Annotated in this window: 34 protein-coding genes; 30 read left to right on the forward strand and 4 right to left on the reverse strand. The window is 44.0% G+C overall.

Going from position 1 to position 21,665, the window contains the following annotated elements; translation table 11 throughout:
• The first annotated feature begins 3 nt into the window (after positions 1 to 3).
• The 20 genes from rplP (at position 4) to rplQ (ending at position 9,586) form a co-directional block, all read left to right on the forward strand.
• Complete coding sequence (gene rplP / locus BW928_RS07615; RefSeq protein ID WP_064603324.1) at positions 4 to 417, forward strand: 50S ribosomal protein L16; 414 nt, start codon at positions 4 to 6, stop codon at positions 415 to 417.
• Positions 417 to 614 (forward strand): 50S ribosomal protein L29, encoded by a 198-nt coding sequence (gene rpmC / locus BW928_RS07620; protein WP_076555641.1) that lies wholly within the window; start codon positions 417 to 419, stop codon positions 612 to 614. The genes rplP and rpmC overlap by 1 nt, the downstream gene beginning before the upstream one ends.
• Positions 611 to 883: a 30S ribosomal protein S17 gene (gene rpsQ, locus BW928_RS07625; protein WP_076555642.1), complete on the forward strand. Its 273-nt coding sequence runs from the start codon at positions 611 to 613 to the stop codon at positions 881 to 883. Before rpmC ends, rpsQ begins: the two co-directional genes overlap by 4 nt.
• Before the next feature lie 111 nt (positions 884 to 994).
• Positions 995 to 1,363 (forward strand): 50S ribosomal protein L14, encoded by a 369-nt coding sequence (gene rplN, locus BW928_RS07630; protein WP_049236821.1) that lies wholly within the window; start codon positions 995 to 997, stop codon positions 1,361 to 1,363.
• A gap of 17 nt (positions 1,364 to 1,380) precedes the next feature.
• Positions 1,381 to 1,698, forward strand: a complete 318-nt coding sequence (rplX, locus tag BW928_RS07635; RefSeq protein WP_076555643.1) for a 50S ribosomal protein L24 — start codon at positions 1,381 to 1,383, stop codon at positions 1,696 to 1,698.
• 20 nt (positions 1,699 to 1,718) lie between these two features.
• Complete coding sequence (gene rplE / locus BW928_RS07640) at positions 1,719 to 2,255, forward strand: 50S ribosomal protein L5 (RefSeq protein WP_076555644.1); 537 nt, start codon at positions 1,719 to 1,721, stop codon at positions 2,253 to 2,255.
• Positions 2,256 to 2,266: 11 nt separating this feature from the next.
• A complete protein-coding gene (gene rpsN / locus BW928_RS07645; RefSeq protein WP_076555645.1) occupies positions 2,267 to 2,572 on the forward strand; it encodes a 30S ribosomal protein S14 in 306 nt (101 codons plus the stop codon).
• Between the two features lie 11 nt (positions 2,573 to 2,583).
• Complete coding sequence (gene rpsH, locus BW928_RS07650) at positions 2,584 to 2,982, forward strand: 30S ribosomal protein S8 (RefSeq protein WP_076555646.1); 399 nt, start codon at positions 2,584 to 2,586, stop codon at positions 2,980 to 2,982.
• 147 nt (positions 2,983 to 3,129) lie between these two features.
• Positions 3,130 to 3,663 carry a 50S ribosomal protein L6 gene (gene rplF, locus BW928_RS07655; protein WP_076555671.1) on the forward strand — a complete coding sequence of 178 codons (534 nt, stop codon included), beginning with the start codon at positions 3,130 to 3,132 and terminating at the stop codon, positions 3,661 to 3,663.
• A gap of 11 nt (positions 3,664 to 3,674) precedes the next feature.
• Positions 3,675 to 4,025, forward strand: a complete 351-nt coding sequence (gene rplR / locus BW928_RS07660; protein WP_076555647.1) for a 50S ribosomal protein L18 — start codon at positions 3,675 to 3,677, stop codon at positions 4,023 to 4,025.
• Between the two features lie 2 nt (positions 4,026 to 4,027).
• Complete coding sequence (rpsE, locus tag BW928_RS07665; protein ID WP_076555648.1) at positions 4,028 to 4,525, forward strand: 30S ribosomal protein S5; 498 nt, start codon at positions 4,028 to 4,030, stop codon at positions 4,523 to 4,525.
• Between the two features lie 17 nt (positions 4,526 to 4,542).
• The gene (gene rpmD, locus BW928_RS07670) at positions 4,543 to 4,722 is read left to right on the forward strand and encodes a 50S ribosomal protein L30 (RefSeq protein WP_076555649.1); all 180 of its coding nucleotides are present in this window, start codon (positions 4,543 to 4,545) and stop codon (positions 4,720 to 4,722) included.
• A complete protein-coding gene (gene rplO, locus BW928_RS07675; RefSeq protein ID WP_076555650.1) occupies positions 4,722 to 5,162 on the forward strand; it encodes a 50S ribosomal protein L15 in 441 nt (146 codons plus the stop codon). The genes rpmD and rplO overlap by 1 nt, the downstream gene beginning before the upstream one ends.
• 3 nt (positions 5,163 to 5,165) lie before the next feature.
• Positions 5,166 to 6,494, forward strand: a complete 1,329-nt coding sequence (secY, locus tag BW928_RS07680) for a preprotein translocase subunit SecY (RefSeq protein ID WP_076555651.1) — start codon at positions 5,166 to 5,168, stop codon at positions 6,492 to 6,494.
• 15 nt (positions 6,495 to 6,509) lie between these two features.
• Complete coding sequence (rpmJ, locus tag BW928_RS07685) at positions 6,510 to 6,626, forward strand: 50S ribosomal protein L36 (RefSeq protein ID WP_036364264.1); 117 nt, start codon at positions 6,510 to 6,512, stop codon at positions 6,624 to 6,626.
• Positions 6,627 to 6,756: 130 nt separating this feature from the next.
• Entirely contained in the window at positions 6,757 to 7,113 is a 357-nt protein-coding gene (rpsM, locus tag BW928_RS07690; protein WP_076555652.1) for a 30S ribosomal protein S13, read from the forward strand.
• A gap of 20 nt (positions 7,114 to 7,133) precedes the next feature.
• Positions 7,134 to 7,526 carry a 30S ribosomal protein S11 gene (rpsK, locus tag BW928_RS07695; RefSeq protein WP_076555653.1) on the forward strand — a complete coding sequence of 131 codons (393 nt, stop codon included), beginning with the start codon at positions 7,134 to 7,136 and terminating at the stop codon, positions 7,524 to 7,526.
• A gap of 12 nt (positions 7,527 to 7,538) precedes the next feature.
• Entirely contained in the window at positions 7,539 to 8,180 is a 642-nt protein-coding gene (gene rpsD, locus BW928_RS07700; protein ID WP_076555654.1) for a 30S ribosomal protein S4, read from the forward strand.
• A gap of 24 nt (positions 8,181 to 8,204) precedes the next feature.
• Positions 8,205 to 9,209, forward strand: coding sequence for a DNA-directed RNA polymerase subunit alpha (locus tag BW928_RS07705; protein ID WP_076555655.1), 1,005 nt, complete (start codon positions 8,205 to 8,207; stop codon positions 9,207 to 9,209).
• 17 nt (positions 9,210 to 9,226) lie between these two features.
• On the forward strand, positions 9,227 to 9,586 hold the full coding sequence (gene rplQ, locus BW928_RS07710; RefSeq protein ID WP_076555656.1) for a 50S ribosomal protein L17: 360 nt from the start codon (positions 9,227 to 9,229) through the stop codon (positions 9,584 to 9,586).
• Between the two features lie 43 nt (positions 9,587 to 9,629).
• On the opposite strand, the gene BW928_RS11445 is transcribed toward rplQ, so the two are convergent.
• The gene (locus tag BW928_RS11445) at positions 9,630 to 9,932 is read right to left on the reverse strand and encodes a hypothetical protein (RefSeq protein WP_159434535.1); all 303 of its coding nucleotides are present in this window, start codon (positions 9,930 to 9,932) and stop codon (positions 9,630 to 9,632) included.
• Between the two features lie 159 nt (positions 9,933 to 10,091).
• Positions 10,092 to 10,805 carry an elongation factor P hydroxylase gene (locus BW928_RS07720; protein ID WP_076555658.1) on the reverse strand — a complete coding sequence of 238 codons (714 nt, stop codon included), beginning with the start codon at positions 10,803 to 10,805 and terminating at the stop codon, positions 10,092 to 10,094.
• Between the two features lie 204 nt (positions 10,806 to 11,009).
• Between BW928_RS07720 and BW928_RS07725 the strand changes: the two genes are divergently transcribed.
• The 6 genes from BW928_RS07725 (at position 11,010) to lysM (ending at position 14,915) form a co-directional block, all read left to right on the forward strand.
• On the forward strand, positions 11,010 to 11,534 hold the full coding sequence (locus tag BW928_RS07725) for a YceD family protein (protein ID WP_076555659.1): 525 nt from the start codon (positions 11,010 to 11,012) through the stop codon (positions 11,532 to 11,534).
• 232 nt (positions 11,535 to 11,766) lie between these two features.
• Complete coding sequence (gene rpmF, locus BW928_RS07730; protein WP_003656952.1) at positions 11,767 to 11,949, forward strand: 50S ribosomal protein L32; 183 nt, start codon at positions 11,767 to 11,769, stop codon at positions 11,947 to 11,949.
• Between the two features lie 208 nt (positions 11,950 to 12,157).
• Positions 12,158 to 13,117: an ACP S-malonyltransferase gene (gene fabD, locus BW928_RS07735; protein WP_076555660.1), complete on the forward strand. Its 960-nt coding sequence runs from the start codon at positions 12,158 to 12,160 to the stop codon at positions 13,115 to 13,117.
• Positions 13,114 to 13,842 (forward strand): 3-oxoacyl-ACP reductase FabG, encoded by a 729-nt coding sequence (gene fabG, locus BW928_RS07740; RefSeq protein ID WP_076555661.1) that lies wholly within the window; start codon positions 13,114 to 13,116, stop codon positions 13,840 to 13,842. The genes fabD and fabG overlap by 4 nt, the downstream gene beginning before the upstream one ends.
• A 181-nt stretch (positions 13,843 to 14,023) precedes the next feature.
• Positions 14,024 to 14,260 (forward strand): acyl carrier protein, encoded by a 237-nt coding sequence (acpP, locus tag BW928_RS07745; protein WP_049236863.1) that lies wholly within the window; start codon positions 14,024 to 14,026, stop codon positions 14,258 to 14,260.
• Between the two features lie 172 nt (positions 14,261 to 14,432).
• Entirely contained in the window at positions 14,433 to 14,915 is a 483-nt protein-coding gene (gene lysM / locus BW928_RS07750; protein ID WP_076555662.1) for a peptidoglycan-binding protein LysM, read from the forward strand.
• A 161-nt stretch (positions 14,916 to 15,076) separates the two neighbouring features.
• On the opposite strand, the gene queG is transcribed toward lysM, so the two are convergent.
• Complete coding sequence (gene queG, locus BW928_RS07755) at positions 15,077 to 16,231, reverse strand: tRNA epoxyqueuosine(34) reductase QueG (protein WP_076555663.1); 1,155 nt, start codon at positions 16,229 to 16,231, stop codon at positions 15,077 to 15,079.
• Positions 16,224 to 16,604 (reverse strand): hypothetical protein, encoded by a 381-nt coding sequence (locus tag BW928_RS07760; RefSeq protein WP_076555664.1) that lies wholly within the window; start codon positions 16,602 to 16,604, stop codon positions 16,224 to 16,226. The genes queG and BW928_RS07760 overlap by 8 nt, the downstream gene beginning before the upstream one ends.
• Before the next feature lie 612 nt (positions 16,605 to 17,216).
• On the opposite strand from BW928_RS07760, the gene BW928_RS07770 reads away from it, so the two are divergent.
• From BW928_RS07770 to ilvC, 4 genes are all read left to right on the forward strand, one after another.
• The gene (locus BW928_RS07770) at positions 17,217 to 18,941 is read left to right on the forward strand and encodes an acetolactate synthase 3 large subunit (RefSeq protein WP_200800836.1); all 1,725 of its coding nucleotides are present in this window, start codon (positions 17,217 to 17,219) and stop codon (positions 18,939 to 18,941) included.
• On the forward strand, positions 18,941 to 19,456 hold the full coding sequence (ilvN, locus tag BW928_RS07775) for an acetolactate synthase small subunit (RefSeq protein WP_076555667.1): 516 nt from the start codon (positions 18,941 to 18,943) through the stop codon (positions 19,454 to 19,456). The genes BW928_RS07770 and ilvN overlap by 1 nt, the downstream gene beginning before the upstream one ends.
• 98 nt (positions 19,457 to 19,554) lie before the next feature.
• The gene (locus BW928_RS07780; RefSeq protein ID WP_200800835.1) at positions 19,555 to 20,436 is read left to right on the forward strand and encodes a DMT family transporter; all 882 of its coding nucleotides are present in this window, start codon (positions 19,555 to 19,557) and stop codon (positions 20,434 to 20,436) included.
• Positions 20,437 to 20,523: 87 nt separating this feature from the next.
• Positions 20,524 to 21,546, forward strand: a complete 1,023-nt coding sequence (gene ilvC / locus BW928_RS07785) for a ketol-acid reductoisomerase (protein ID WP_076555669.1) — start codon at positions 20,524 to 20,526, stop codon at positions 21,544 to 21,546.
• Positions 21,547 to 21,665 lie beyond the last annotated feature (119 nt).

The following is a 21,665-nucleotide window of genomic DNA, read 5'->3' on the forward strand; positions in this document are numbered from 1 at the left end:
GCTATGTTACAACCAAAACGTACCAAGTTTCGCAAAATGCACAAAGGGCGTAACACTGGACTTGCCCAGCGTGGTAACACCGTTGCTTTTGGTGAAATTGGTCTAAAATCTATCGGTCGTGGTCGCATGACTGCTCGTCAAATTGAAGCAGCTCGTCGTACCATCACTCGCCGCATTAAGCGTGGCGGTAAAATCTGGATCCGTGTATTCCCAGACAAACCAATTACCGAAAAACCATTAGAAGTTCGTATGGGTAAGGGTAAAGGTCCTGTTGAATACTGGGTAGCAGAAATCAAGCCGGGCAAAATGCTTTATGAAATCCAAGGTGTTAGCGAAGAGCTTGCACGCGAGGCTTTGACCCTTGCTGCGGCAAAACTTCCATTCAAGACCACCATTGTTAAACGGACGATTATGTAATGAAAACCAACGAATTACGCGAAAAATCAGTAGAGGAGTTGGCTCAATTGCTTGACGAAAAGCAACTTGACGCATTTCGTCTGCGTATGGCAAAAGCAACGGGTCAGCTAAGCAACACTCACGAAATCAAAGCCAATCGTCGCACAATTGCTAAGATTTTGACTTTGATCAACGAAAAACAAAGAGGTGACGCATGAGCGAGAATACTCAAACTCAAGAAGTTGGCGTTGTAACTGGTAAAGTCATCAGCAACAAAATGGATAAATCTATTGTTGTGCTGGTCGAACGCCAAATTCGTCACCCAATGTATGGCAAGCAAGTTCGCCGTTCTACTAAGCTAAAAGCTCATGATGAACACAATGTTTGCCAAGAAGGTGATATCGTGCGTATCAAAGAAACCCGTCCATTCTCAAAGACCAAAACTTGGGCTTTGGTGGATGTGGTTGAGACCGCTGTAAAAATTTAAGCTATTTGCATTAAAAGCCATTTGCTAGTATAATGTAGTTCTTTTGAGCTACATTTGCCAAATTTAGTGGTAAATGGCTTTTATGCTTTTATTTATTATTGGAGTAATGCGATGATTCAGACTGAAACAATGCTGGAAGTTGCAGACAACAGTGGTGCAAGACGCGTTCAGTGCATCAAAGTACTGGGCGGTTCACATCGTCGTTATGCATCTGTTGGCGACATCATCAAAGTAACAGTAAAAGAAGCAATTCCTCGTGGCCGTGTTAAAAAGGGCGACGTGATGAATGCAGTTGTTGTGCGTACCAAAAAAGGCGTTCGCCGTCCTGATGGTTCTGTGTTGCGTTTTGACGACAATGCGGCTGTATTGTTGAACAATAACAAAGCACCGATTGCTACGCGTATTTTTGGACCTGTTACTCGTGAACTACGCGGTGAGCAATTCATGAAAATTGTTTCACTTGCACCAGAAGTACTGTAATTGTTTAGAGGCTTATTATGGCAAAGTTACGTAAAGGCGACACCGTGGTTGTGATTGCTGGCAAAGACAAAGGCAAGCAAGGCACAATTTTGGCGGTGAAAGCAGATCGTGTAAAAGTTGAAGGCATTAACATTGTTACCAAGCACCAAAAACCTAACCAAATGTTGGGCAAAGAAGGTGGTATTGTTAAGCAAGAAGCATTTTTACATATTTCAAATGTTGCGATTTATAACGCAAAAACCCAAAAAGCAGATCGTATTGCTTACCAAGTGAACGCAGAGGGCAAAAAAGAACGCATCTACCGTTCAACTGGTGAAGTAGTGGCGACTGCATAAGAAACTAAGGGTATATAGTAATGGCAAGATTAAAATCATTATATAATGACAAGCTAAAACAGCAAATCAAAGAAGAGCTGGGCTTAGAAAATGTCATGCAAGTGCCAAAAATTACCAAAATCACTCTAAATATGGGTGTTGGTGGTGCAGCACAAGACAAAAAATTACTAGAAGGTGCTTTGGCAGACATGACCGCCATCGCTGGTCAAAAACCTGTTGTAACTAAGGCACGCAAATCAGTTGCAGGCTTTAAAATCCGTGAAGAGTGGCCAATTGGTTGTAAAGTTACTCTGCGTGGCGAGCAAATGTACGAATTCTTGGATCGTTTGATTGCCATCGCAATTCCTCGTATCCGTGATTTCCGTGGTTTTTCTTCAAAAGCATTTGATGGTCGTGGCAATTACTCACTGGGTATCAAAGAGCAGATCGTTTTCCCTGAAGTTGATTTTGATAAAATCGATCGTATCCGTGGTTTGGATGTTACCATCACTACAACCGCAGCAAACGATGATCAGGGTCGTGCATTGCTAAAAGCATTTGGTTTCCCATTTAGATAAGGTAAAATGTTATGGCTAAAAAAAGCATGATTAATCGCGAACTAAAACGCGAAAAAACAGTTGCCAAATATGCACAAAAGCGTGCCAACCTAAAAGCTATCATTAGCGACATCAATGCAAGCGAAGAAGAGCGTTTGGACGCAATGCTTGCATTGCAGGCTTTGCCACGCAACGCCTCTCCAGTGCGTTTGCGTAACCGCTGTGGCTTGACTGGTCGTCCACACGGTTATTTCCGTAAATTTGGCCTATCACGCAATATGTTGCGTGTCCATGTAATGCAAGGCGATGTGCCTGGTGTTCGTAAAGCTAGCTGGTAAGGAGTTAAGCTATGAGTATGCAAGATCCAGTTGCTGACATGCTAACTCGCATTCGCAACGCACAATCAAGAAATAAGCCATCTGTACAGATGCCAGCTTCAAAACTACGCAAATCAATCGCTGATTTGTTGGTTGCTGAAGGTTATTTGACTTCTGCCGAAGTTAGTGATGCTGAAAATGGCAAAAAACTATTGACCATTGAGCTAAAATACTACCAAGGCAAAGGCGTTATTGAGCAACTAAAACGCTATAGTCGTCCTGGCTTGCGTCAATACCGTGGCAAAGATGAATTGCCAAGTGTTAAAAAAGGTCTTGGTGTTGCTATCATCTCTACCAGCAAGGGTATCATGAGCGATCGTGCTGCTCGTGAAGCAGGTATTGGTGGTGAAGTTATTGCTTTGGTTGCATAATTAGCAGCTATTTGCAATTTACTGCAAAATTCAAATCTTTTATCTTTACATATAGATTTGATTATGATAAACTAGCAGGCTTATATGCCTGTTAGTTTTTTTGTTGCTACCAACTTTGGTAGTTTGATTTATTTAAAGGAAAATCCTATGTCTCGTGTGGCTAAAGCCCCAGTAACACTGCCTGCTGGCACTAGTGTTACTTTGAACGATCGGCAGGTTGAAGTCAAAGGCAAAAACGGTACTTTGTCTTTGAGCCTGCATGAATTGGTCGAGCTAAAACAAGAAGATGGTGTTATCACTTTATCTCCTGTTGCAGATACCAAAGAAGCGTGGATGCACACAGGTACAGTGCGTGCATTGTTAAATAATATGGTTAAGGGCGTAAGCGAAGGCTTTGAGCGTCGCTTGCAGTTGATTGGCGTTGGTTATCGTGCACAAGTTGCAGGTAACAAAGTAAACCTAAGCCTAGGTTTTTCACACCCAATTGAATATACGCTGCCAGAAGGCGTATCAGCAGAAAGCCCTAGCCAAACTGAAATTGTCCTAAAATCTAGCGACAAACAAAAACTTGGTCAAGCGGCTGCCAAGATTCGCAGCTTCCGTCCACCAGAGCCATACAAAGGCAAAGGTGTTCGTTATAGCGATGAAGTTGTTCTTCGTAAAGAAGCTAAGAAAAAATAAGGTGAGCCATAATGTTCGATAAAAAAGCAGCTCGTCTTCGTCGAGCGAAAAAAACTCGTGCACACATCCGCCATTTGGGTGTTAATCGTTTGACCGTTACTCGCACTCCGCGTCATATTTATGCCCAAATCATCTCACCAACTGGTGGCGTGGTTGTGGCTCAAGCATCAACACTTGATGCAAGTTTGCGTTCTGGCACTACTGGTAATGTTGAAGCAGCTAAAGCCGTTGGTGCTTTGATTGCAGAGCGTGCAAAAGCCGCTGGCGTTACAAAAGTTGCATTTGACCGTAGTGGTTTTAAATATCATGGCCGCGTTAAAGCTTTGGCTGACGCAGCTCGCGAAAACGGATTGGAGTTTTAATCATGGCAAAAGTAGAACAAACAGACGGTTTGGTAGAACGCTTGGTTGCCGTTGATCGCGTTGCAAAAGTGGTCAAAGGTGGTCGTATTTTCTCTTTCACCGCCCTAACGGTTGTTGGTGATGGCAATGGTCGTGTTGGCTTTGGTCGTGGCAAAGCACGCGAAGTACCAGCCGCTATCCAAAAAGCACTAGAGGCAGCCAAACGCAATATGATTACTGTGGATTTGGCAGGTCATACTTTGCAACACCCAATTAACGCTCGTCATGGTGCTTCTAAAGTATATATGCAGCCTGCCTCAGAAGGTACAGGTGTTATTGCTGGTGGTGCGATGCGTGCTGTGCTTGAAGTTGCTGGCGTTCAGAATGTATTGGCAAAATGCTACGGCTCAACCAATGCAGCCAATGTTGTACAAGCTACTTTCAAAGGCTTGCGTGATATGGTATCTCCAGAGCAAGTTGCAGCCAAGCGTGGCAAAACTGTTGAAGAAATTTTGGGCTAAGAAATAGGTGAGTTACGATGAAAAAAATGAAAGTTACTCAAGTAAAATCGAGTGCCCATCGCCTAGCGAGCCATAAGGCTTGCCTAAAAGGTTTGGGACTGCGTCGCATCGGTCATACTGTTGAAGTTGAAGACACTCCATCAACTCGTGGTATGGTAAACCGTGTGATTTACATGGTTAAAGTGGAGGAAGTGTAATGGGTCTTAAGCTCAATGAACTATCACCAGCATTAGGTGCCAAGAAAAAAGCACTTCGTCGCGGTCGTGGTATCGGCTCAGGCTTGGGCAAAACTGGTGGTCGTGGTATTAAAGGTCAAACTTCTCGCTCTGGCTCAAGCATTCCAGCGGGCTTTGAAGGCGGTCAAATGCCGATTTATCGTCGTTTGCCAAAATTTGGCTTTACTTCAAAATTGGCGATGACAACCGCAGAAGTACGCCTGTCAGAGTTGAATAAAATTGAAGGCGATGTGGTAAGCGTAGAAACGCTAAAAGCAGCCAATATTATCCGTGGTGATATGAAGCGTGCCCGCATCATCTTATCTGGTGAAGTAACTCGTGCATTAACCTTTAAAGGCGTAAAAGTTACCAAAGGTGCAAAACAAGCAATCGAAGCTGCTGGCGGCAGCATCGAGGAGTAATCTATGAAACAGTCTGCGTCTCGTTCAGGCATACCCTTGAATCCACTGGCTTTCATTCGTAAGTATGATGAGCTATGGACTCGTATGTTGTTTTTGTTGGGGGCGTTGATTGTTTATCGACTTGGTTCGCATATTCCAGTTCCCGGTATGAATCCTGTCAGCCTTGCTGATTTTTTCCAGAGAAATGATAATACCTTTTTGGGTATGTTTAATATGTTCTCTGGGGGTGCTTTGGAGCGTATGTCAATTATGGCATTGGGAATTATGCCGTATATCTCTGCATCGATTGTGGTGCAGATGATGTCGGCGATTATCCCTTCGCTTGAGGCCTTAAAAAAAGAAGGTGAGTCTGGTCGTAGAACATTAAACAAGTACACCAGACAGGGTACACTGGCTTTGGCATTTGTGCAAGCTGTGGGCATGTCTACAGGCTTGATTGCTGGTGGACTGACTCTGACAACAGGGCTTAGTTTTTACATTCCTGCAGTAACATCATTGGTTGCAGGTTCGATGTTTTTGATGTGGCTTGGTGAACAGATTACTGAGCGTGGCGTTGGTAATGGTATTTCCATGCTAATCCTTGCAAGTATTATTGCAAGTGCACCGGGTATGATTTCCCAAGCATTTAGTCAAGACATGAATCTGATTGTGATGATGTTATTTGTTGTATTGGGCGTGGCCGTTACAGCTGGTATTGTTTATATTGAACGAGCTCAGCGACGAGTGCCTGTTAATTATGCCCAAAAGCAGCAACAAGGTCGCAAGGTCTATGCACAGCAACAGTCGCATTTGCCTCTGAAGATTAATATGGCAGGGGTGATTCCAGCAATTTTTGCCAGCTCATTGTTGTTGCTTCCAGCAAGCCTTGGGCAATGGGTAACGGTCAGTGAAAATCCGACACTTAGCCAAGAAATCTTACAAAATATTTCTTTGGTTTTGCAACCGGGGCAGCCGCTGTATTTGCTACTCTTTGGCGTGATGATTATCTTCTTCTGCTATTTTTATACAGCGTTGATGTTTAACCCAAAAGAAGTTGCTGAAAATTTAAAACGCAGCGGTGCGTATATTCCAGGCATTAGACCGGGACAACAAACCAAGCGATATTTGGATTTTGTTTTAAATCGCTTAACATTTATTGGTGCGATGTATATGACGATCATTTGCTTGATGCCAATGATTATTCAGTCAGTGTTTAATGTGCCAATTCCTTTAGGCGGTGCATCTTTATTGATTATGGTGGTTGTGTTGATGGACTTTATTGCACAGATACAAGCACATTTGATGACGCATCAATATCATAATCAAACATTAGTTAAATCACCAAATCGGTGAAGTTAGGAGCATGAAATGAAAGTTCAAGCATCTGTAAAAAAAATCTGTGGCAGCTGCAAAATTGTTCGTCGCAAGGGCAAAGTTCTTGTGATTTGCAGTTCAGAACCACGCCATAAACAGCGTCAAGGTTAATTTTACAAATTAATACTTGATATTTTGCAGCGGATAATGTATTATCCGCTTCTTGCCATGCTATCATTTGTTTATTTGATAGTGGTTAAACTTAGCAAATACATTGTATTTGTGCTAATGGAGAGAATCAATGGCTCGTATTGCCGGTGTAAACATTCCGGATAACAAACATGCTGTGATTTCACTAACTTACATTTTTGGTATCGGTCGTACCACTGCCAAGCAAATTCTTGCTAAGGTTGGTATCAACGAAACTACCAAAATTGGTTCGTTAGACGATTCACAACTGGATGCTGTCCGTGCAGAAGTTGCAAACTACACAGTAGAAGGCGATCTTCGTCGTGAAGTTTCAATGAATATTAAGCGTTTGGTTGATCTTGGCTGCTACCGTGGTCTTCGCCACCGTCGTGGTTTGCCAGTAAATGGACAACGCACAAAAACTAACGCGCGTACCCGCAAAGGTCCACGCAAAGCAATTAAAAAGTAACTAACTTAGGAAGCTAAAAGATGGCAAAAGACACTCGTAGCCGCAAAAAAGTGGCTCGTCGTTCGGTATCTGAAGGTATCGCCCACATTCATGCGTCTTTTAATAACACCATTGTAACGATCACTGATCGTCAAGGTAATGCATTGGCTTGGGCCACCTCTGGTGGACAAGGCTTCCGTGGTTCACGCAAATCTACACCATTTGCTGCTCAGGTAGCAGCTGAAGTTGCAGGCAAAACTGCACAGGAAACTTATGGTGTCAAGAATATCGATGTCTTGGTAAAAGGTCCAGGACCTGGTCGTGAGTCTGCGGTTCGTGCATTAGGTGCATTGGGTTATAAAATTAACAGCATCAGTGATGTAACACCAATTCCACACAACGGCTGCCGCCCACCTAAGAAGCGCCGCGTTTAAGGAGAGAGACACATGGCCCGTTATATTGGTCCAAAATTAAAACTATCGCGTCGTGAAGGCACTGACTTGCAATTGAAGTCAGGTGTTAAGCCTTTTGATGTGAAAACAAAAAAAGCAGGTCGCGTACCTGGTCAGCATGGCAATAGCCAAAGCAAAACTTCTGAATACGCATCACAGCTTCGTGAAAAGCAAAAAGTAAAACGCATGTACGGTGTGTTGGAGCGTCAATTCTCTAACTACTATAAAGAAGCTGCTCGTCAGCGTGGTGCAACAGGCGAAAACTTGCTAAGCATGCTTGAGCGTCGTCTTGACAATGTTGTATACCGCATGGGCTTTGGTGCAACTCGTGCAGAAGCACGCCAGTTGGTAAGCCATCGTGCAATCTTGCTTAAAAAAGCTGGTCGTGATGAATTTGTGCGTGTCAATATTCCATCTATCCAAGTACAAGATGGCGATGTAATTGCTGTGCATGAAAAGTCAAAAGAGCAATTGCGCATTAAAAACGCAGTTGAGCTTGCGACACAACGCGGCATTCCAGCATGGTTAGAAGTTGATCACAGCAAATTACAAGGCACATTCAAAACTGCACCAGATCGCAGCGAATTGCCAGCTGAAATCAATGAAAACTTGATTGTTGAGCTATATTCTAAATAATCCGAACTAAATCGAGGTGACACTATGACAAATGCAACTGAGTTTCTAACACCGAGCACAATTAATGTGGATACGGTTAATGAAACGACTGCAAAGGTCACGCTCGAGCCGTTAGAACGCGGTTTTGGGCATACATTGGGTAATGCTCTGCGTCGCATTCTATTGTCTTCGTTATCAGGTGCTGCTGTTGTAGAAGCCGAAATTGAAGGCGTTGATCATGAGTATTCAACGCTTGAAGGCTTGCAAGAAGATGTGTTGGATTTATTACTAAATCTAAAATCACTTGCCATCATTTTGCACGATCAAAACGAAGCATATTTAACTTTGGATAAACAGGGTGCAGGTGTTGTAACTGCAGCTGATCTACAATTACCACATAATGTTGAAATTGCCAATCCAGAATTGGTATTGGGTACATTAAGCGAACGCGGTCATCTAAAAATGCGTCTGCGTGTGGTAACTGGTCGTGGTTATGATCCTGCCAATCAGCGTCGTGAAGATGCCAATTCAAAAATCATTGGTCGCCTAAAACTTGATGCAAGTTTTAGCCCAATTATTCGTGTGGCATACGATGTTGAAAATGCTCGTGTTGAACAGCGTACCGACCTTGATAAACTGATTATCGAGCTAGAAACCAACGGTACGATCGATCCTGAAGAGGCAATTCGCAAGGCTGCAACCATTTTGCAGCAGCAGATTGCTATTTTTGTGGATTTGGAAGCAGAAGAAACCCCTGAACCTATCAAAGAAAAAGAAGAGATCGACCCTGTGCTATTACGCCCAGTGGACGATCTTGAGCTAACGGTTCGTTCGGCAAACTGCTTAAAAGCTGAAAACATTTATTACATCGGCGACTTGGTGCAGCGTTCAGAAACTGAATTGCTAAAAACACCAAATTTGGGTAAAAAATCATTGACCGAGATTAAAGATGTACTTGCATCAAAAAATCTTGAGCTTGGCATGCGTCTAGACAATTGGCCACCAAGCGATTTGCGAGTTGATGATCGTTTTTCTTACCGCAGCCGCTAATTTAAAGGATATTGACCATGCGACATCGTAAAAGCGGAGTCAAGCTGGGTCGCACCAGCAGTCATCGTAAGGCCATGTTCCAGAACATGACTAATTCATTGTTTGAACATGAGCTAATCAAAACCACATTGCCAAAAGCAAAAGAGCTTCGCCGTGTGGCAGAGCCTCTGATTACTTTGGCGAAAGAAGATAGCGTAGCTAATCGCCGTTTGGCATTCAGCCGTATGCGTAATAAAGCTATGGTTGGTAAGCTGTTTGGCGAACTTGGACCACGCTATCAAACTCGTCCAGGTGGTTATTTGCGTATCATCAAGTGCGGTTTCCGTGATGGTGATAATGCACCAATGGCTTATGTTGAGCTTGTGGATCGTCCATAATTTTGGCAATTAATAAAAAACCCTGATTTGACATCAGGGTTTTTTATTGGGTATTTATAATAAATTGCCGAATGTTGACACCACCTTGGTGAATGAGCTCAATTTTATCATTGCTAAGATTAACCACCGTGCTTATAAAGGCGGGTATTTCATCCAAATCCACATAGAGATCGACAAGATCACAGAAATCTCCATAATCCATGAGATTGAACAATTCCCACCACAAATACAAACCGTCGTGATTAGAGACAACTGCATCAGAGATAACAACAGGAAAACTAACAAATGCCACACTGCTGGCGACAGGTAACATAAAATCAATACCAGAGCCAAGATTTGTATTCAAGATACGATGAGCAGAATTACTGATGCTGGTATACTGGGCGATGTGTGATAAATCGCGACAGACAAGCCGAGCCAAAGGTTGATGTCGAGTGATGCAACAAAGTTTCTCAAAAGCAGATTTGGCATGCAATGAGATTATCAAGGTCTATAAAGCAATCTCTCATAAAACTCCGTGTGAGGGTTGGTTGAAATGGTAAAACAACCAAATTAGCCGTCTGGCATCGGCGGGTAGACGGTTTGGGGTTTGTAGATATTGATAGGCTTGGGCAAAGACATCACTGGCAAAAGTGCTGCCACTGGCATCAAAATCAGCATTCAGATTGTCTTGAGAAACAAAAAATGTGCGATTGATGGCAAGGCTTAGCAGGCATTCAATGGCTTGTGGCTTGATTTCAACTTGCTCAAAGAGTCGCTGGCTGCCCTCATCTCGCCCATCAGGACAATACCAATAGCCAAAATCATCAAGCTGCCGCCGCTTGGCACCTGCAATGCACCAATGACTGATTTCGTGCAAGGCACTTTGAAAAAACCCATGAGCAAACTCAATGCGGGCAGGACTACCGTGCTTGGGTGCAAAATATTCAGGTTCATTCACGCCACGCACAAGCTGTGTCGGCATGGGGCTGTGGGCATAAATGCTATTAAATAACTCAATCAACCAGTCGGTCAATGCCTTATCATCTGTCTTATCAAGTGCTTGCCAGTTGTTTAGCCATGCCCAGTTTTTTTGCTGAAAATGACAAGTTGCAGACCGTATGTCTGAGATAATGCCATCATCATGATAAAAATTGTGCCACAAAGCGACAATTTCATCACGATTGTCAGCATTGTTGCGTAGCAGATTGGGTGATAGGTGGTTAAAATCAATGTACATCGGTTGCTATTGGCTACAGAAGGTGGTTGGGGATTACTAAGGTGGATTTGCAAAGCATAAAAATAATATATTATAAGCCAAGCGTTGCCAAGTCAAGCAGACTGATTGTCAGCCGATGACAAATTCCATAATTACGAAATTTTGCGTGAATTCTTACTGATTTTGTGAAATAATAGCATCATCACCAATAAGATTGATGGACTTATGACAACAACAGACAAGCAATTACCTGCCAATATCATGCTGGAGAAATGGGCGGACATTGGTTTTTTTTGGCAAGGGGCATTGACCATTGCCGAGTTGCCACGACTGGCAGAGCAGGCAGAGATTGATGGCGTGCTTGCTGCATCGGTGGCATTAGCAAAAACTGATGGTATAATTTGGCTAAACTATCAATTAAGTGGTACTTTGTTATTACAGTGCCAACGCTGCCTTGAGCCGCTGTCATTACAGACACAGGAGCAATATCGCTTGGCTGTGCTGGCAGATGAGGCACAAACTGCCTTGATTGATGATGCTGATTATTTGTTGCTTGATGAGCTGGGTGCTGGCAATGTACACAAATTGCCCATCAAGCAGTTAATGGAAGATGAATTGTTGCTCGGCTTGCCGCTGTCGCCACGACATGACGATTGTCAGATGCTAATCAATGATGATGATACTCAAGAGCAAGAGCCTGAGGATAACCCCTTTGCGATACTTGCTGGCTTAAAAGGAAAACTATCCTAAATCAAGCAAATTTGGCACAGACGGCTTTTTTATGAAAAGATTTGTAATTTTTTGCGATTAGGCTTTGAAATTTGCAAGATTTTTGCGTATAATACAGCGTTTATTGTGCAATGGTCTATGATGCACGGCGATTAATTGATGCCAAATCGCATTGGTACAAATTGACAAAGACGCACGAACCTTGTTTGTTTAGGCATTTTGCCTGACTGATGAATTTAGATTAGGAGCTATCATGGCAGTTCAACAAAACCGCAAGAGCCGCTCACGCCGTGATATGCGTCGTTCTCACGACCATATCGCCATTGCTGAGCTAAGCATTGATTCTACAACTGGCGAAAAACATCTTCGCCACCACGCAACCAAAGATGGTTTTTATCGTGGTCGCCAATTGTTCAAAGTTAGCCAAGACAGCTAATTTTGCTTTGCTGATAAAACCAAGCCACAAGAAGGCTTGGTTTTTTATTACCAGTTGTTTGCTAATTTGGGTAAACAATCGTTTATTTTTGTGGTAAAATTGGCAAATGACCAAACGGCACAGGAACTACTGCGTCAAATTTGGTGAAAATTTGAACAAATAAGATAATCGGTTGCTTGGTGTAAATAGCCAAGCCAAAGGATATAACATGACACAAGATAACACCAGTTTGACAAAACGCTTGGCGGTGGTTTTTCCGGGTCAAGGCTCGCAAACCGTTGGCATGATGAATGAACTGGGCGAAGTACATGAGGTGGTGAGGACAACCTTTGCTGAAGCAAGTGCAGCTTTGGGTTTTGATTTGTGGGAAATTACCCAAGACGAAACTCGCCTCAATCAAACAGAATTCACCCAGCCTGCTCTGCTTACTGCCAGCATTGCCATCTGGCGGATTATTGAGCCGATGCTTGCCAAGCAGTCGTTGAAGCCTGTGTATTTGGCGGGGCATTCATTGGGTGAATACAGTGCATTGGTTGCCTCTGGCGTACTTAGCTTGGCAGATGCGGTCAGACTTGTGCATGAGCGAGGTAAGCTGATGACGGCAGCGGTATCAGGGATAGATACCCAAATGGCAGCGGTGCTGGGGCTGGATGATGAGCAGGTGCTAAGCTTGTGCGAAGAAATCAGCAGCAGTGTAGGCGTGGTAAATGCTGCCAATTTTAATAGCGTAGGTCAGGTGGTGATTGCAGGCACACAAATTGGCGTTGAGGCAGTGTTGTCAGCAGTTGAAGGGCTGGGCAAAAAGGCAGTGCCGCTAAAAGTATCCGTGCCATCGCATTGTGCTTTGATGAACCCTGCAAATGAAGCATTGGCAAAATTGCTTGATGGCACCAAGTTTTATCCTGCAAACATTCCCGTGATTCAAAACCGCCATGCCAAAGTGCATACCGAAATTGCGGACATTAAACTGGCATTGACCGAGCAGCTATCGATGCCTGTACAATGGGCAAAAACCATGCAAAAACTTGCCGATGGGCAGGTTGAATTGATTATTGAATGTGGGCCGGGCAATGTTTTGTCAAACTTGGCAAAGCGTCAGCAAACCCCCATTACCGCCTTGCCAACGGATAAATTGGCACGATTAGAAAAGCTGGAGAATTTGGCATGAGTAGAAAGATTGTATTGGTAACGGGTGCAAGCCGTGGTATTGGCAAGGCGATTGCTCAGCGTTTTGCTGCCGAAGGGCATTTTGTCATCGGCACCGCAACCAGTGAAAAGGGTGCAGAAGCCATTGCCGAATATCTGAGTGAGTCGGGCGGCATTGGGCGTGTGCTTGATGTATGCAGCGATGAGGCGATTGATAAATTATTTGAAGAGATTGACAGTGTCTATGGCGGCATTAATGTGTTGGTGAATAATGCAGGCATTACCAAAGATGGACTGCTGATGCGTATGAAAGACGAGGATTGGGCAAGTGTGATTGATACCAATCTTAGTTCAATTTATCGCATGAGTCGCCGTGCCGTGCGTGGCATGATGAAGGCCAGACAAGGTCGCATTATCAACATTACCTCTGTGGTTGGGCAGATGGGCAATGCAGGTCAGAGTAATTATGCAGCAACCAAGGCAGGTGCCGAAGGCTTTAGCCGTGCTTTGGCACGCGAGATAGGCTCTCGTGGGGTAACGGTAAACTGTGTCGCACCGGGCTTTGTAGAAACAGACATGACCGAAGAGTTGGACGAGCGACTCATCAGCTCCATGCTTGACGCTGTTCCACTTGGACGCATGGCTCAACCAGAAGAGATTGCAGCAGCGGTATCATTTCTTGCCAGTGATGATGCCAGCTATATCACAGGAGCCGTCTTGGCGGTCAATGGCGGCATGTATATGTAACCATCAGCCGACACGGCGAAAAATGATTGACAAATTTTCAGATTGTCGTTATTATAAAAAGTGAACAAATGTAGCCATAAATGCTTGCACTTTTTGTGCAAATGCTTTATGATAGCCACAAGTTTTAAACAAGCCAAATGCAGCACGGTGCTGTCGGCTTATATTTATGAAGGAAACTATTATGAGCGATATCGAAGCTAAAGTAAAAGATGCAGTAGCTGAGCAACTTGGTCTGAGCGTTGAAGAGATCAAAAACGAAGCCTCTTTCATGGACGATTTGGGTGCTGATTCATTGGATTTGGTTGAGCTGGTTATGGCTTTTGAAAGCAGCTTTGGCATCACCATTCCTGATGAAGATTCAGCCGAGCTGACCACTGTACAAAAAGCCATTGATTATGTTTCTGCAAAAGTTGCATAATAATCAATTTTGCACAAAGCCACTCCTTGAGAGTGGTTTTTTGTTGTACGCTTAGCACAGTTAGGATACATCTTGTAACGCATTTATCATCAAACTCACATACAAGTTACGCAAAATTGGCTTATACTAAATCCATTAAATATCCACCAAGTAAAAACCATTGGGAGTTATTATGAGCGTATTTAGTTTTGCAAAAGAAATTGGCGATAAATTGTTCAATCGCAACAAGCCAGCAGCACAAACCGAGCAGGCAGCACCTGCGGCTGAGCCAACCGCACAGGAGATTGCCAATTTGCTTTTGGCACGCATTCAGGCACAAAATGTAAATATCAGTGGCTTGGTTGTCAATTATAACAGCGATACAGACACAGCAACACTGTCTGGCGTTGCCGAAACGCAGGCAGATCGTGAGCGTGCGCGTCTGGCCGTGGGCAATGTACAGCATGTGGCAACGGTGGTTGATGAAATTGAGGTCAAAGAGCCAGCAGCAGAATCTCGTTTTTATACCGTAAAATCTGGCGACACTTTGTCAAAAATCGCCAAAGAAATGTACGGCAATGCCAATGATTATATGAAAATCTTTGATGCCAACAAGCCTATGCTATCTCACCCTGACAAAATCTATGTCGGACAGGTATTGCGTATTCCTGAGTGATTGATTGGCTTGCTCATGATAAAAATCCTAGGCGATGGCTTGGGATTTTTGTTTACTTGACAAGAAATTTATCATCACCAAGCTACCCAATGCCAAGGTATGCGTTGTCAAATAAGGCTTATCAGCACACAAAGCCAAGAAGATTGCCAGATAAACAGGCTTTATACAACCGATAGGGCGTGTAGCTGCTCAATTGCCCATAGAATATGCTCATCAAGCATTTCATTGTCGCCAAGTCGCTGGGTGAGGGCGTTTAGCACTGTGTTTAATGCATGCCGATCGGTTGGCTGACAATTGCCCAAAGCGATGGCGGTGTTACGCAACAAGTGCAAATATCCCGTGCGTCTTAGTGGCGACCCTTCGGTTTTTGTCAAAAATTCCGCCTCGCTCCATTGCCAAACATCAAGCAGCCAAATATCATCAAGCCCATGCCGTGGAGCATAATCAGCCACTGTGCTGATTTTGGCGTAGCGATTCCATGGGCAAATCAGCTGGCAATCATCACAGCCAAAAATACGATTGCCAATGGCTTTGCGATATTTATGATCAATACTGCCTTTGTGCTCGATGGTCAGGTATGAAATGCACGCGGCGGCATCAAGTGTATGCGGTGCAATAATCGCCCCTGTTGGGCAGATGTCAATACAGGCACTGCAACTGCCACAGTGCGATTTGGTTGCGTGCGGTTGATTTTTTTCTGCCAAATCCAAGCTAATAAACAACTCGCCGAGATTAAAAAATGAGCCTGCTTGACGATTGATGAGCAAAGTATGCTTGCCTGTCCAGCCAAGGCCAGCGGCATCAGCAATGGGGCGTTCAAAAATCGGTGCCGAATCACTAAATGGGCGAAAAACAAAAGGCTTGTCAGCCCCAATGTGTAAATGTTGCCAATTGGGCAGTTCATTCTCTATGGCGATGGCAAGTTTTTTTAGCTGCTGACGCACGGTTTTGTGATAATCACGCCCTCTGGCATAACGAGCGATGATGGCATGGTTGGGACGGTGATTATCCTCAACGCAGCGAGGTGTGGGCGTTGTGTGCAGATAGTCCATGCGGACGCTGATGATGGTTTTGGCGTGCTCAACCAGTTTGTGCGGATTGGCGCGCAGTTCATGATTTTCGTGCAAAAAATCCAAAGTGCCGTTTAGCCCTTGATTTAGCCATTGTTTGAGAGCTTGGGTTTGTTGGGCAAACAGTGGGTGATGCACACTCAAAAATCCACAATCAGCAAAACCAAGCTCTTGTGCTTTTTGGCGAATCCATGCTCTTACTTCGGCGATGTCATCACTTGGTTGCATGGCAATCAAATCAGTCATAACAATGCTCGGTGATGGCTTGGCGTATCTGTATGATTTTATTATGAATTTGCTCGCTGCTCAGGAGAACCCTATCGCCTGTGGCACTCACTTCGTAGACTTCGCCACCTGTTTGTAGCGTTTGTAAATTGCTTGTCAAATATTGGCAAACGCTGCGGCGATCTGGCTGGGCAGGATTAAGATGATGCACGCGAACTTGCTCAAACGCCGCATTAATTGGTGGCAACTGGCTATAACGCACCTCGCCGAACTGCCCTGTGCTTTTGTAGGCGTTGCCTGCATGACAAACACCAGCCAAAAAAAGCACGGCAAGCATGGTAACTGATGCTTGAGTGTGCCTATTATTTTTGGTGCTTGCCTGCCAAATAACCATGCCAACATACCTACCGAGTCAATCTGTCAATATTGTACCATCGTCTTGGGCGAAAATCATCGTTGTTTGATACTTTATCATCAGATGGGCAATGTGCGGTGATGAGCCAATGCCAAGATATAAATATTAGTTATGATAATTTTATAAACCATAACAAATATTTTGCTATAGCCAAACAAAAAAGCAAGAAAAAATGGCTTGGCAATCGATTGCTTTTCAGGTAAGATAGGGGTATATTTTGGATGTATAACAACATCGTTGGTCGGCGTAGCATTTATCAAAGGCTGCGTTTGTGTGATTGGTGCTATCAAATTACCGTTTGATGACGCAAAATCATACATTGCAATAAGACTTATCGGTCTGCAAGACACAAGAAATTTCTCCATGCTTTCTTGTTTGGACTAGCTCCAATTCTCTTGCCTTGCCATAAGTTATTGCACCAGTAGAGCGGCATTGATGCTGCATTCATTTTGTTACAGCTTGTTAGCAAAAGGATAATAACTTATGAGTCAAACCACCCAAGCCCCAAATATGACAGGGCATACCCAAACCAAAGACGCTGCTGCACATTTTCGTGCATTGCAACAAGCACTGGCAGATGGCAAGACAGTGATGATGTCTGGTGCCGAAATGTTGGTTCAGGCATTGATTGATGAAGGGGTTGAATATATTTTTGGCTACCCTGGTGGGGCGGTTTTGCATATTTATGATGCCTTATTTAAGCAGGATAAGATTGAGCATATTTTGGTACGCCATGAGCAAGCAGCTGGACACATGGCAGATGCTTATAGCCGCACAACGGGCAAAACAGGCGTGGTGCTTGCCACATCAGGGCCGGGTGCAACCAACACAGTAACAGCAATTGCCACAGCTTTTATGGACTCTATTCCGATGGTGGTGTTGTCAGGGCAAGTGCCAAGCAGCTTGATTGGTGATGACGCATTCCAAGAGTGTGATATGGTTGGTATCTCTCGCCCAATTGTTAAGCACAGTTTTCAAATTCGCCATGCCGAAGAGATTCCAGCAGTTATCAAAAAAGCCTTCTTTATCGCAGCTTCTGGACGACCTGGCCCTGTGGTGGTTGATATTCCAAAAGACATGACCAATCCAAGCGATAAGTTCGTCTATCATATGCCAGATACGGTCAATATTCGCTCATACCAACCAACACACAAAGGGCATGGCGGTCAAATCAAAAAAGCCATTGATACTTTGCTTGCTGCCAAGCGTCCTGTATTGTACTCAGGAGGCGGTGTGGTGCTTGGCAATGCCAGTGAAGAATTACGCCAGCTTGCTGATTTATTGCGACTGCCAGTAACAAATACATTGATGGGGCTGGGGGCATATCCTGGTTCTGGCGAGCAGTTTCTTGGTATGCTTGGTATGCATGGCACTTATGAGGCGAATATGACTATGCACCATGCCGATGTGATTTTGGCAGTGGGGGCAAGATTTGATGACCGTGTAACAAATAATGTCAAAAAATTCTGCCCAAATGCAACCATCATTCATATTGATGTTGATCCTGCCAGCATCTCAAAGACCATCACAGCACATATTCCGATTGTTGGTGATGTGAAACCAGTGCTGAACGAGATGCTTGCTTTGCTGCAACAAAGCGATCAGCGACTTGATGAACACGCACTAAAAGACTGGTGGCAGCAAATTCATGAATGGCGTAAGCGGCACGGTCTGCGTTATGGCGATGATGACGCTGCAGCTGAGCTGCATGGCATCAAACCGCAGCATGTGGTTGAGACTTTGTACAAGCTCACCGATGGCAAGGCGATTATCACCAGTGATGTCGGTCAGCATCAAATGTTTGCCGCTTTATATTATAAATATGATGAACCTCGCCAATGGCTAAATTCAGGCGGTCTTGGTACGATGGGCGTAGGCCTGCCTTATGCAATGGCGGCAAAATTGGCTTGCCCTGAAAAGACAGTGGTCTGTATCACAGGCGAAGGTTCAATTCAGATGAATATCCAAGAGCTATCCACTTGCCTGCAGTATAACTTGCCTGTGAAGATTTTGAATCTTAACAATGCCCAATTGGGCATGGTTAAGCAGTGGCAAGATATGCTGTACGAGGGTCGCCATGCCCAAAGTTACATGAAATCTCTGCCAGATTTTGTCAAACTTGCCGAAAGTTATGGGCATAAGGGCGTCAAAATCACCAATCCTGCAACAATGGAAAGCGAGCTAAAAGCCGCTCTTGAGATGGACGGATTGGTATTTATTGATGTTTATGTGGACAGAGGCGAGCATGTGTATCCAATGCAGGTTGCTGGTCAGTCTATGCGTGATATGTGGTTATCAAAAGGGGAGCGTACCTAATGTCAGGTCAATTACAAAAGCATCTTATTTCTGTATTGATGGAAAACGAAGCAGGGTCGCTGTCTCGTGTGGTGGGGCTGTTCAGTCAGCGTGGCTATAACATTGATACGCTCAATGTTGCCGCAACCGATGATCCAACCATTTCTCGCTTGACGCTAACAACAATCACTACGCATGACAAGATTGAGCAAATCACCAAGCAGTTGCACAAATTGATTGAGGTGGTAAAAGTACAAAACCTATCCGATTTAAGCGGTGGCAATCACATTGAGCGTGAGCTAATGCTGATTAAAGTGCGTGCGATGGGGTCGCACCGAGAAGAGGTCAAACGCAGTGCTGATATTTTCCGTGCCCAAATTGTTGATGTCAGCCCCAATTTGTACACCATCTTAATCACAGGTGATGCAGACAAGTTGGACGGCTTTATTGATGTGATTGGTCGTGATAAAATCCTAGAAGTTGTGCGTAGTGGCGTGATTGGTATTGCACGGGGCGAGCGAACTTTGAGTTTGTGAGCGTATAGTAATGACAAAATTCTTAAAACCAAATTTAACCAAAAAGCAAAAGCCAATTCTTCAAATGGCATAAATAAGTTTTGATATCAGATTAACCTATGATGTTTGATACAAGCTTTATTAAAAAAGCCGAAATGTATGCTTTGATTGCCGCCATCTTAAATGGACTAATTGGGGTATTCACTAGGCTAGCGTTTGAGTTTGATGATGAATTGTCACCAAGTGCCTTGGCTTTTTTTAAATGTTTTTTTGCCTTTTTGTTGGTCGCTGTAGTCTGTGTTATTCAGCCAAAGCGTATTAACAAAGTAGCTTTGCTGGCAAAACAGTGGTATAAATTTGCCTTGCTGAGCTTTTTGGGTATTTTTTGTTTGTATTTTTTTGAAACTTGGGCTTTTAGCAAAGCGTCCATTTCCTTGGTTTCGTTTTTGACCTATGCATCAGGTGTGGTAACTTTATTATTGGCGATGCTATTTTTAAATGAAAAAATAACCAGCCATAAAATGATTGCGTTTGCCAGTATTATTTCTGGTGTGTGCCTTCTTTTTTTATTTGAGCAAGGCGTTAGTGGTTCTATTTGGGGTATGGTACTGGCTTTGTTGGGCGGCCTTGGCTACTCGCTATTTATTTTTTTATCAAAGGTCTTAAGCATTGGCAGTGGTTTGGCACAGCTTTTTTGGTTATTTGCCTTTGGTAGTGTTTATTTGTTTTTGCCTTGGTATGCTCAAGGAATGCAACTGCCAAGCGGCATGGCTTGGCTGATGATCGCTTGCCTTGTACTGTTACCAACTATTGGTGGGTTTTATTTTACAACCAAGGCGGTGCAATACGGACAGGCTAGCAAAGTACAAATCATTGAGACATCAGACCCGATGTTTGCAACCTTATTTGCATTCGTTGTTTTTGGTGATACATTAGGGTGGTTTGGGTATCTTGGAACTGGTTTTATTTTGTTTGGTTTGTTACTATCCGTTAAAAAATGACATATTATTAAGCATGGCAATGCTCATTGGTTGATGAGACTGCTTTTTTAAACCCGCCCAACAGGGCAAACCATTAAGGAAACTCGTATGAGCTTAAATATCTATTATGACAAAGATTGTGATTTGTCTATCATTCAAGGCAAAAAAGTTGCCATCATCGGCTATGGTTCGCAAGGCCATGCCCACGCCTTGAACCTAAAAGACAGTGGCGTTGATGTAACCGTGGGCTTGCGTGCTGGCTCTCACTCTTGGAAAAAGGCTGAAAACGCTGGTCTAAAAGTTGCCGAAACTGCCGAGGCGGTCGCTGGTGCTGATGTGGTGATGATTTTGACCCCTGATGAGTTTCAGCGTCAGCTTTATAAAGAAACCATCGAACCAAATATCAAGCAGGGTGCAACGCTTGCCTTTGCTCACGGTTTTGCCATTCATTATAACCAGGTTGAGCCACGAGCCGACCTTGATGTAATTATGGTTGCCCCAAAAGCCCCAGGCCATACCGTGCGTTCGGAATTTGTCAAAGGTGGCGGTATCCCTGATCTTATCGCTGTATGGCGTGATGTGTCAGGCACAGCCAAGCAAGTTGCTCTATCTTATGCCTCAGGCGTGGGCGGTGGCCGCTCGGGCATCATCGAAACCACCTTCAAGGACGAAACCGAAACCGACCTATTTGGTGAACAAGCCGTATTGTGCGGCGGTGCGGTTGAGCTTGTCAAGATGGGCTTTGAGACTTTGGTTGAGGCAGGTTATGCTCCAGAGATGGCGTATTTTGAGTGCTTGCATGAGTTGAAATTGATTGTTGATTTGATGTACGAAGGCGGTATCGCTGACATGAACTACTCAATTTCTAACAATGCAGAATTTGGCGAATATGTAACAGGTGTTGAGGTTATCAACGACCAATCTCGTGAAGCGATGCGTAACGCGTTGAAGCGTATCCAGTCTGGCGAATATGCCAAGATGTTTATTGCTGAAGGTCAGCTTAACTACCCATCAATGACCGCTCGCCGCCGCAATAATGCTGCTCACCCAATTGAAACCACAGGTGCCAAGCTGCGTGCGATGATGCCTTGGATTGGTGGCAATAAGATTATTGACAAAGAGAAAAACTAATCGCTCTTATAATAACCGCCCATTTGAACCGACCCCCAAATCTTAGACACAAGATTAAAGGTTAGGTTGATAAAGCTAAGTGGTTTGACCAAGGACTAAGCTTCTGTATCTGACAGGAC

Origin of the sequence: Moraxella cuniculi DSM 21768 (assembly GCF_900156515.1) — a bacterium.
GTDB lineage: Bacteria > Pseudomonadota > Gammaproteobacteria > Pseudomonadales > Moraxellaceae > Moraxella > Moraxella cuniculi.

What these genes read in the sequence shown, in the direction of transcription:
- rplP (WP_064603324.1), top strand. Translation starts at nt 4, where the DNA reads ATGTTACAACCAAAACGTACCAAGTTTCGCAAAATGCACAAAGGGCGT.
- rpmC (WP_076555641.1), top strand. Translation starts at nt 417, where the DNA reads ATGAAAACCAACGAATTACGCGAAAAATCAGTAGAGGAGTTGGCTCAA.
- rpsQ (WP_076555642.1), top strand. Translation starts at nt 611, where the DNA reads ATGAGCGAGAATACTCAAACTCAAGAAGTTGGCGTTGTAACTGGTAAA.
- rplN (WP_049236821.1), top strand. Translation starts at nt 995, where the DNA reads ATGATTCAGACTGAAACAATGCTGGAAGTTGCAGACAACAGTGGTGCA.
- rplX (WP_076555643.1), top strand. Translation starts at nt 1,381, where the DNA reads ATGGCAAAGTTACGTAAAGGCGACACCGTGGTTGTGATTGCTGGCAAA.
- rplE (WP_076555644.1), top strand. Translation starts at nt 1,719, where the DNA reads ATGGCAAGATTAAAATCATTATATAATGACAAGCTAAAACAGCAAATC.
- rpsN (WP_076555645.1), top strand. Translation starts at nt 2,267, where the DNA reads ATGGCTAAAAAAAGCATGATTAATCGCGAACTAAAACGCGAAAAAACA.
- rpsH (WP_076555646.1), top strand. Translation starts at nt 2,584, where the DNA reads ATGAGTATGCAAGATCCAGTTGCTGACATGCTAACTCGCATTCGCAAC.
- rplF (WP_076555671.1), top strand. Translation starts at nt 3,130, where the DNA reads ATGTCTCGTGTGGCTAAAGCCCCAGTAACACTGCCTGCTGGCACTAGT.
- rplR (WP_076555647.1), top strand. Translation starts at nt 3,675, where the DNA reads ATGTTCGATAAAAAAGCAGCTCGTCTTCGTCGAGCGAAAAAAACTCGT.
- rpsE (WP_076555648.1), top strand. Translation starts at nt 4,028, where the DNA reads ATGGCAAAAGTAGAACAAACAGACGGTTTGGTAGAACGCTTGGTTGCC.
- rpmD (WP_076555649.1), top strand. Translation starts at nt 4,543, where the DNA reads ATGAAAAAAATGAAAGTTACTCAAGTAAAATCGAGTGCCCATCGCCTA.
- rplO (WP_076555650.1), top strand. Translation starts at nt 4,722, where the DNA reads ATGGGTCTTAAGCTCAATGAACTATCACCAGCATTAGGTGCCAAGAAA.
- secY (WP_076555651.1), top strand. Translation starts at nt 5,166, where the DNA reads ATGAAACAGTCTGCGTCTCGTTCAGGCATACCCTTGAATCCACTGGCT.
- rpmJ (WP_036364264.1), top strand. Translation starts at nt 6,510, where the DNA reads ATGAAAGTTCAAGCATCTGTAAAAAAAATCTGTGGCAGCTGCAAAATT.
- rpsM (WP_076555652.1), top strand. Translation starts at nt 6,757, where the DNA reads ATGGCTCGTATTGCCGGTGTAAACATTCCGGATAACAAACATGCTGTG.
- rpsK (WP_076555653.1), top strand. Translation starts at nt 7,134, where the DNA reads ATGGCAAAAGACACTCGTAGCCGCAAAAAAGTGGCTCGTCGTTCGGTA.
- rpsD (WP_076555654.1), top strand. Translation starts at nt 7,539, where the DNA reads ATGGCCCGTTATATTGGTCCAAAATTAAAACTATCGCGTCGTGAAGGC.
- BW928_RS07705 (WP_076555655.1), top strand. Translation starts at nt 8,205, where the DNA reads ATGACAAATGCAACTGAGTTTCTAACACCGAGCACAATTAATGTGGAT.
- rplQ (WP_076555656.1), top strand. Translation starts at nt 9,227, where the DNA reads ATGCGACATCGTAAAAGCGGAGTCAAGCTGGGTCGCACCAGCAGTCAT.
- BW928_RS07720 (WP_076555658.1), bottom strand. Translation starts at nt 10,805, where the DNA reads ATGTACATTGATTTTAACCACCTATCACCCAATCTGCTACGCAACAAT.
- BW928_RS07725 (WP_076555659.1), top strand. Translation starts at nt 11,010, where the DNA reads ATGACAACAACAGACAAGCAATTACCTGCCAATATCATGCTGGAGAAA.
- rpmF (WP_003656952.1), top strand. Translation starts at nt 11,767, where the DNA reads ATGGCAGTTCAACAAAACCGCAAGAGCCGCTCACGCCGTGATATGCGT.
- fabD (WP_076555660.1), top strand. Translation starts at nt 12,158, where the DNA reads ATGACACAAGATAACACCAGTTTGACAAAACGCTTGGCGGTGGTTTTT.
- fabG (WP_076555661.1), top strand. Translation starts at nt 13,114, where the DNA reads ATGAGTAGAAAGATTGTATTGGTAACGGGTGCAAGCCGTGGTATTGGC.
- acpP (WP_049236863.1), top strand. Translation starts at nt 14,024, where the DNA reads ATGAGCGATATCGAAGCTAAAGTAAAAGATGCAGTAGCTGAGCAACTT.
- lysM (WP_076555662.1), top strand. Translation starts at nt 14,433, where the DNA reads ATGAGCGTATTTAGTTTTGCAAAAGAAATTGGCGATAAATTGTTCAAT.
- queG (WP_076555663.1), bottom strand. Translation starts at nt 16,231, where the DNA reads ATGACTGATTTGATTGCCATGCAACCAAGTGATGACATCGCCGAAGTA.
- BW928_RS07760 (WP_076555664.1), bottom strand. Translation starts at nt 16,604, where the DNA reads ATGGTTATTTGGCAGGCAAGCACCAAAAATAATAGGCACACTCAAGCA.
- BW928_RS07770 (WP_200800836.1), top strand. Translation starts at nt 17,217, where the DNA reads ATGATGTCTGGTGCCGAAATGTTGGTTCAGGCATTGATTGATGAAGGG.
- ilvN (WP_076555667.1), top strand. Translation starts at nt 18,941, where the DNA reads ATGTCAGGTCAATTACAAAAGCATCTTATTTCTGTATTGATGGAAAAC.
- BW928_RS07780 (WP_200800835.1), top strand. Translation starts at nt 19,555, where the DNA reads ATGATGTTTGATACAAGCTTTATTAAAAAAGCCGAAATGTATGCTTTG.
- ilvC (WP_076555669.1), top strand. Translation starts at nt 20,524, where the DNA reads ATGAGCTTAAATATCTATTATGACAAAGATTGTGATTTGTCTATCATT.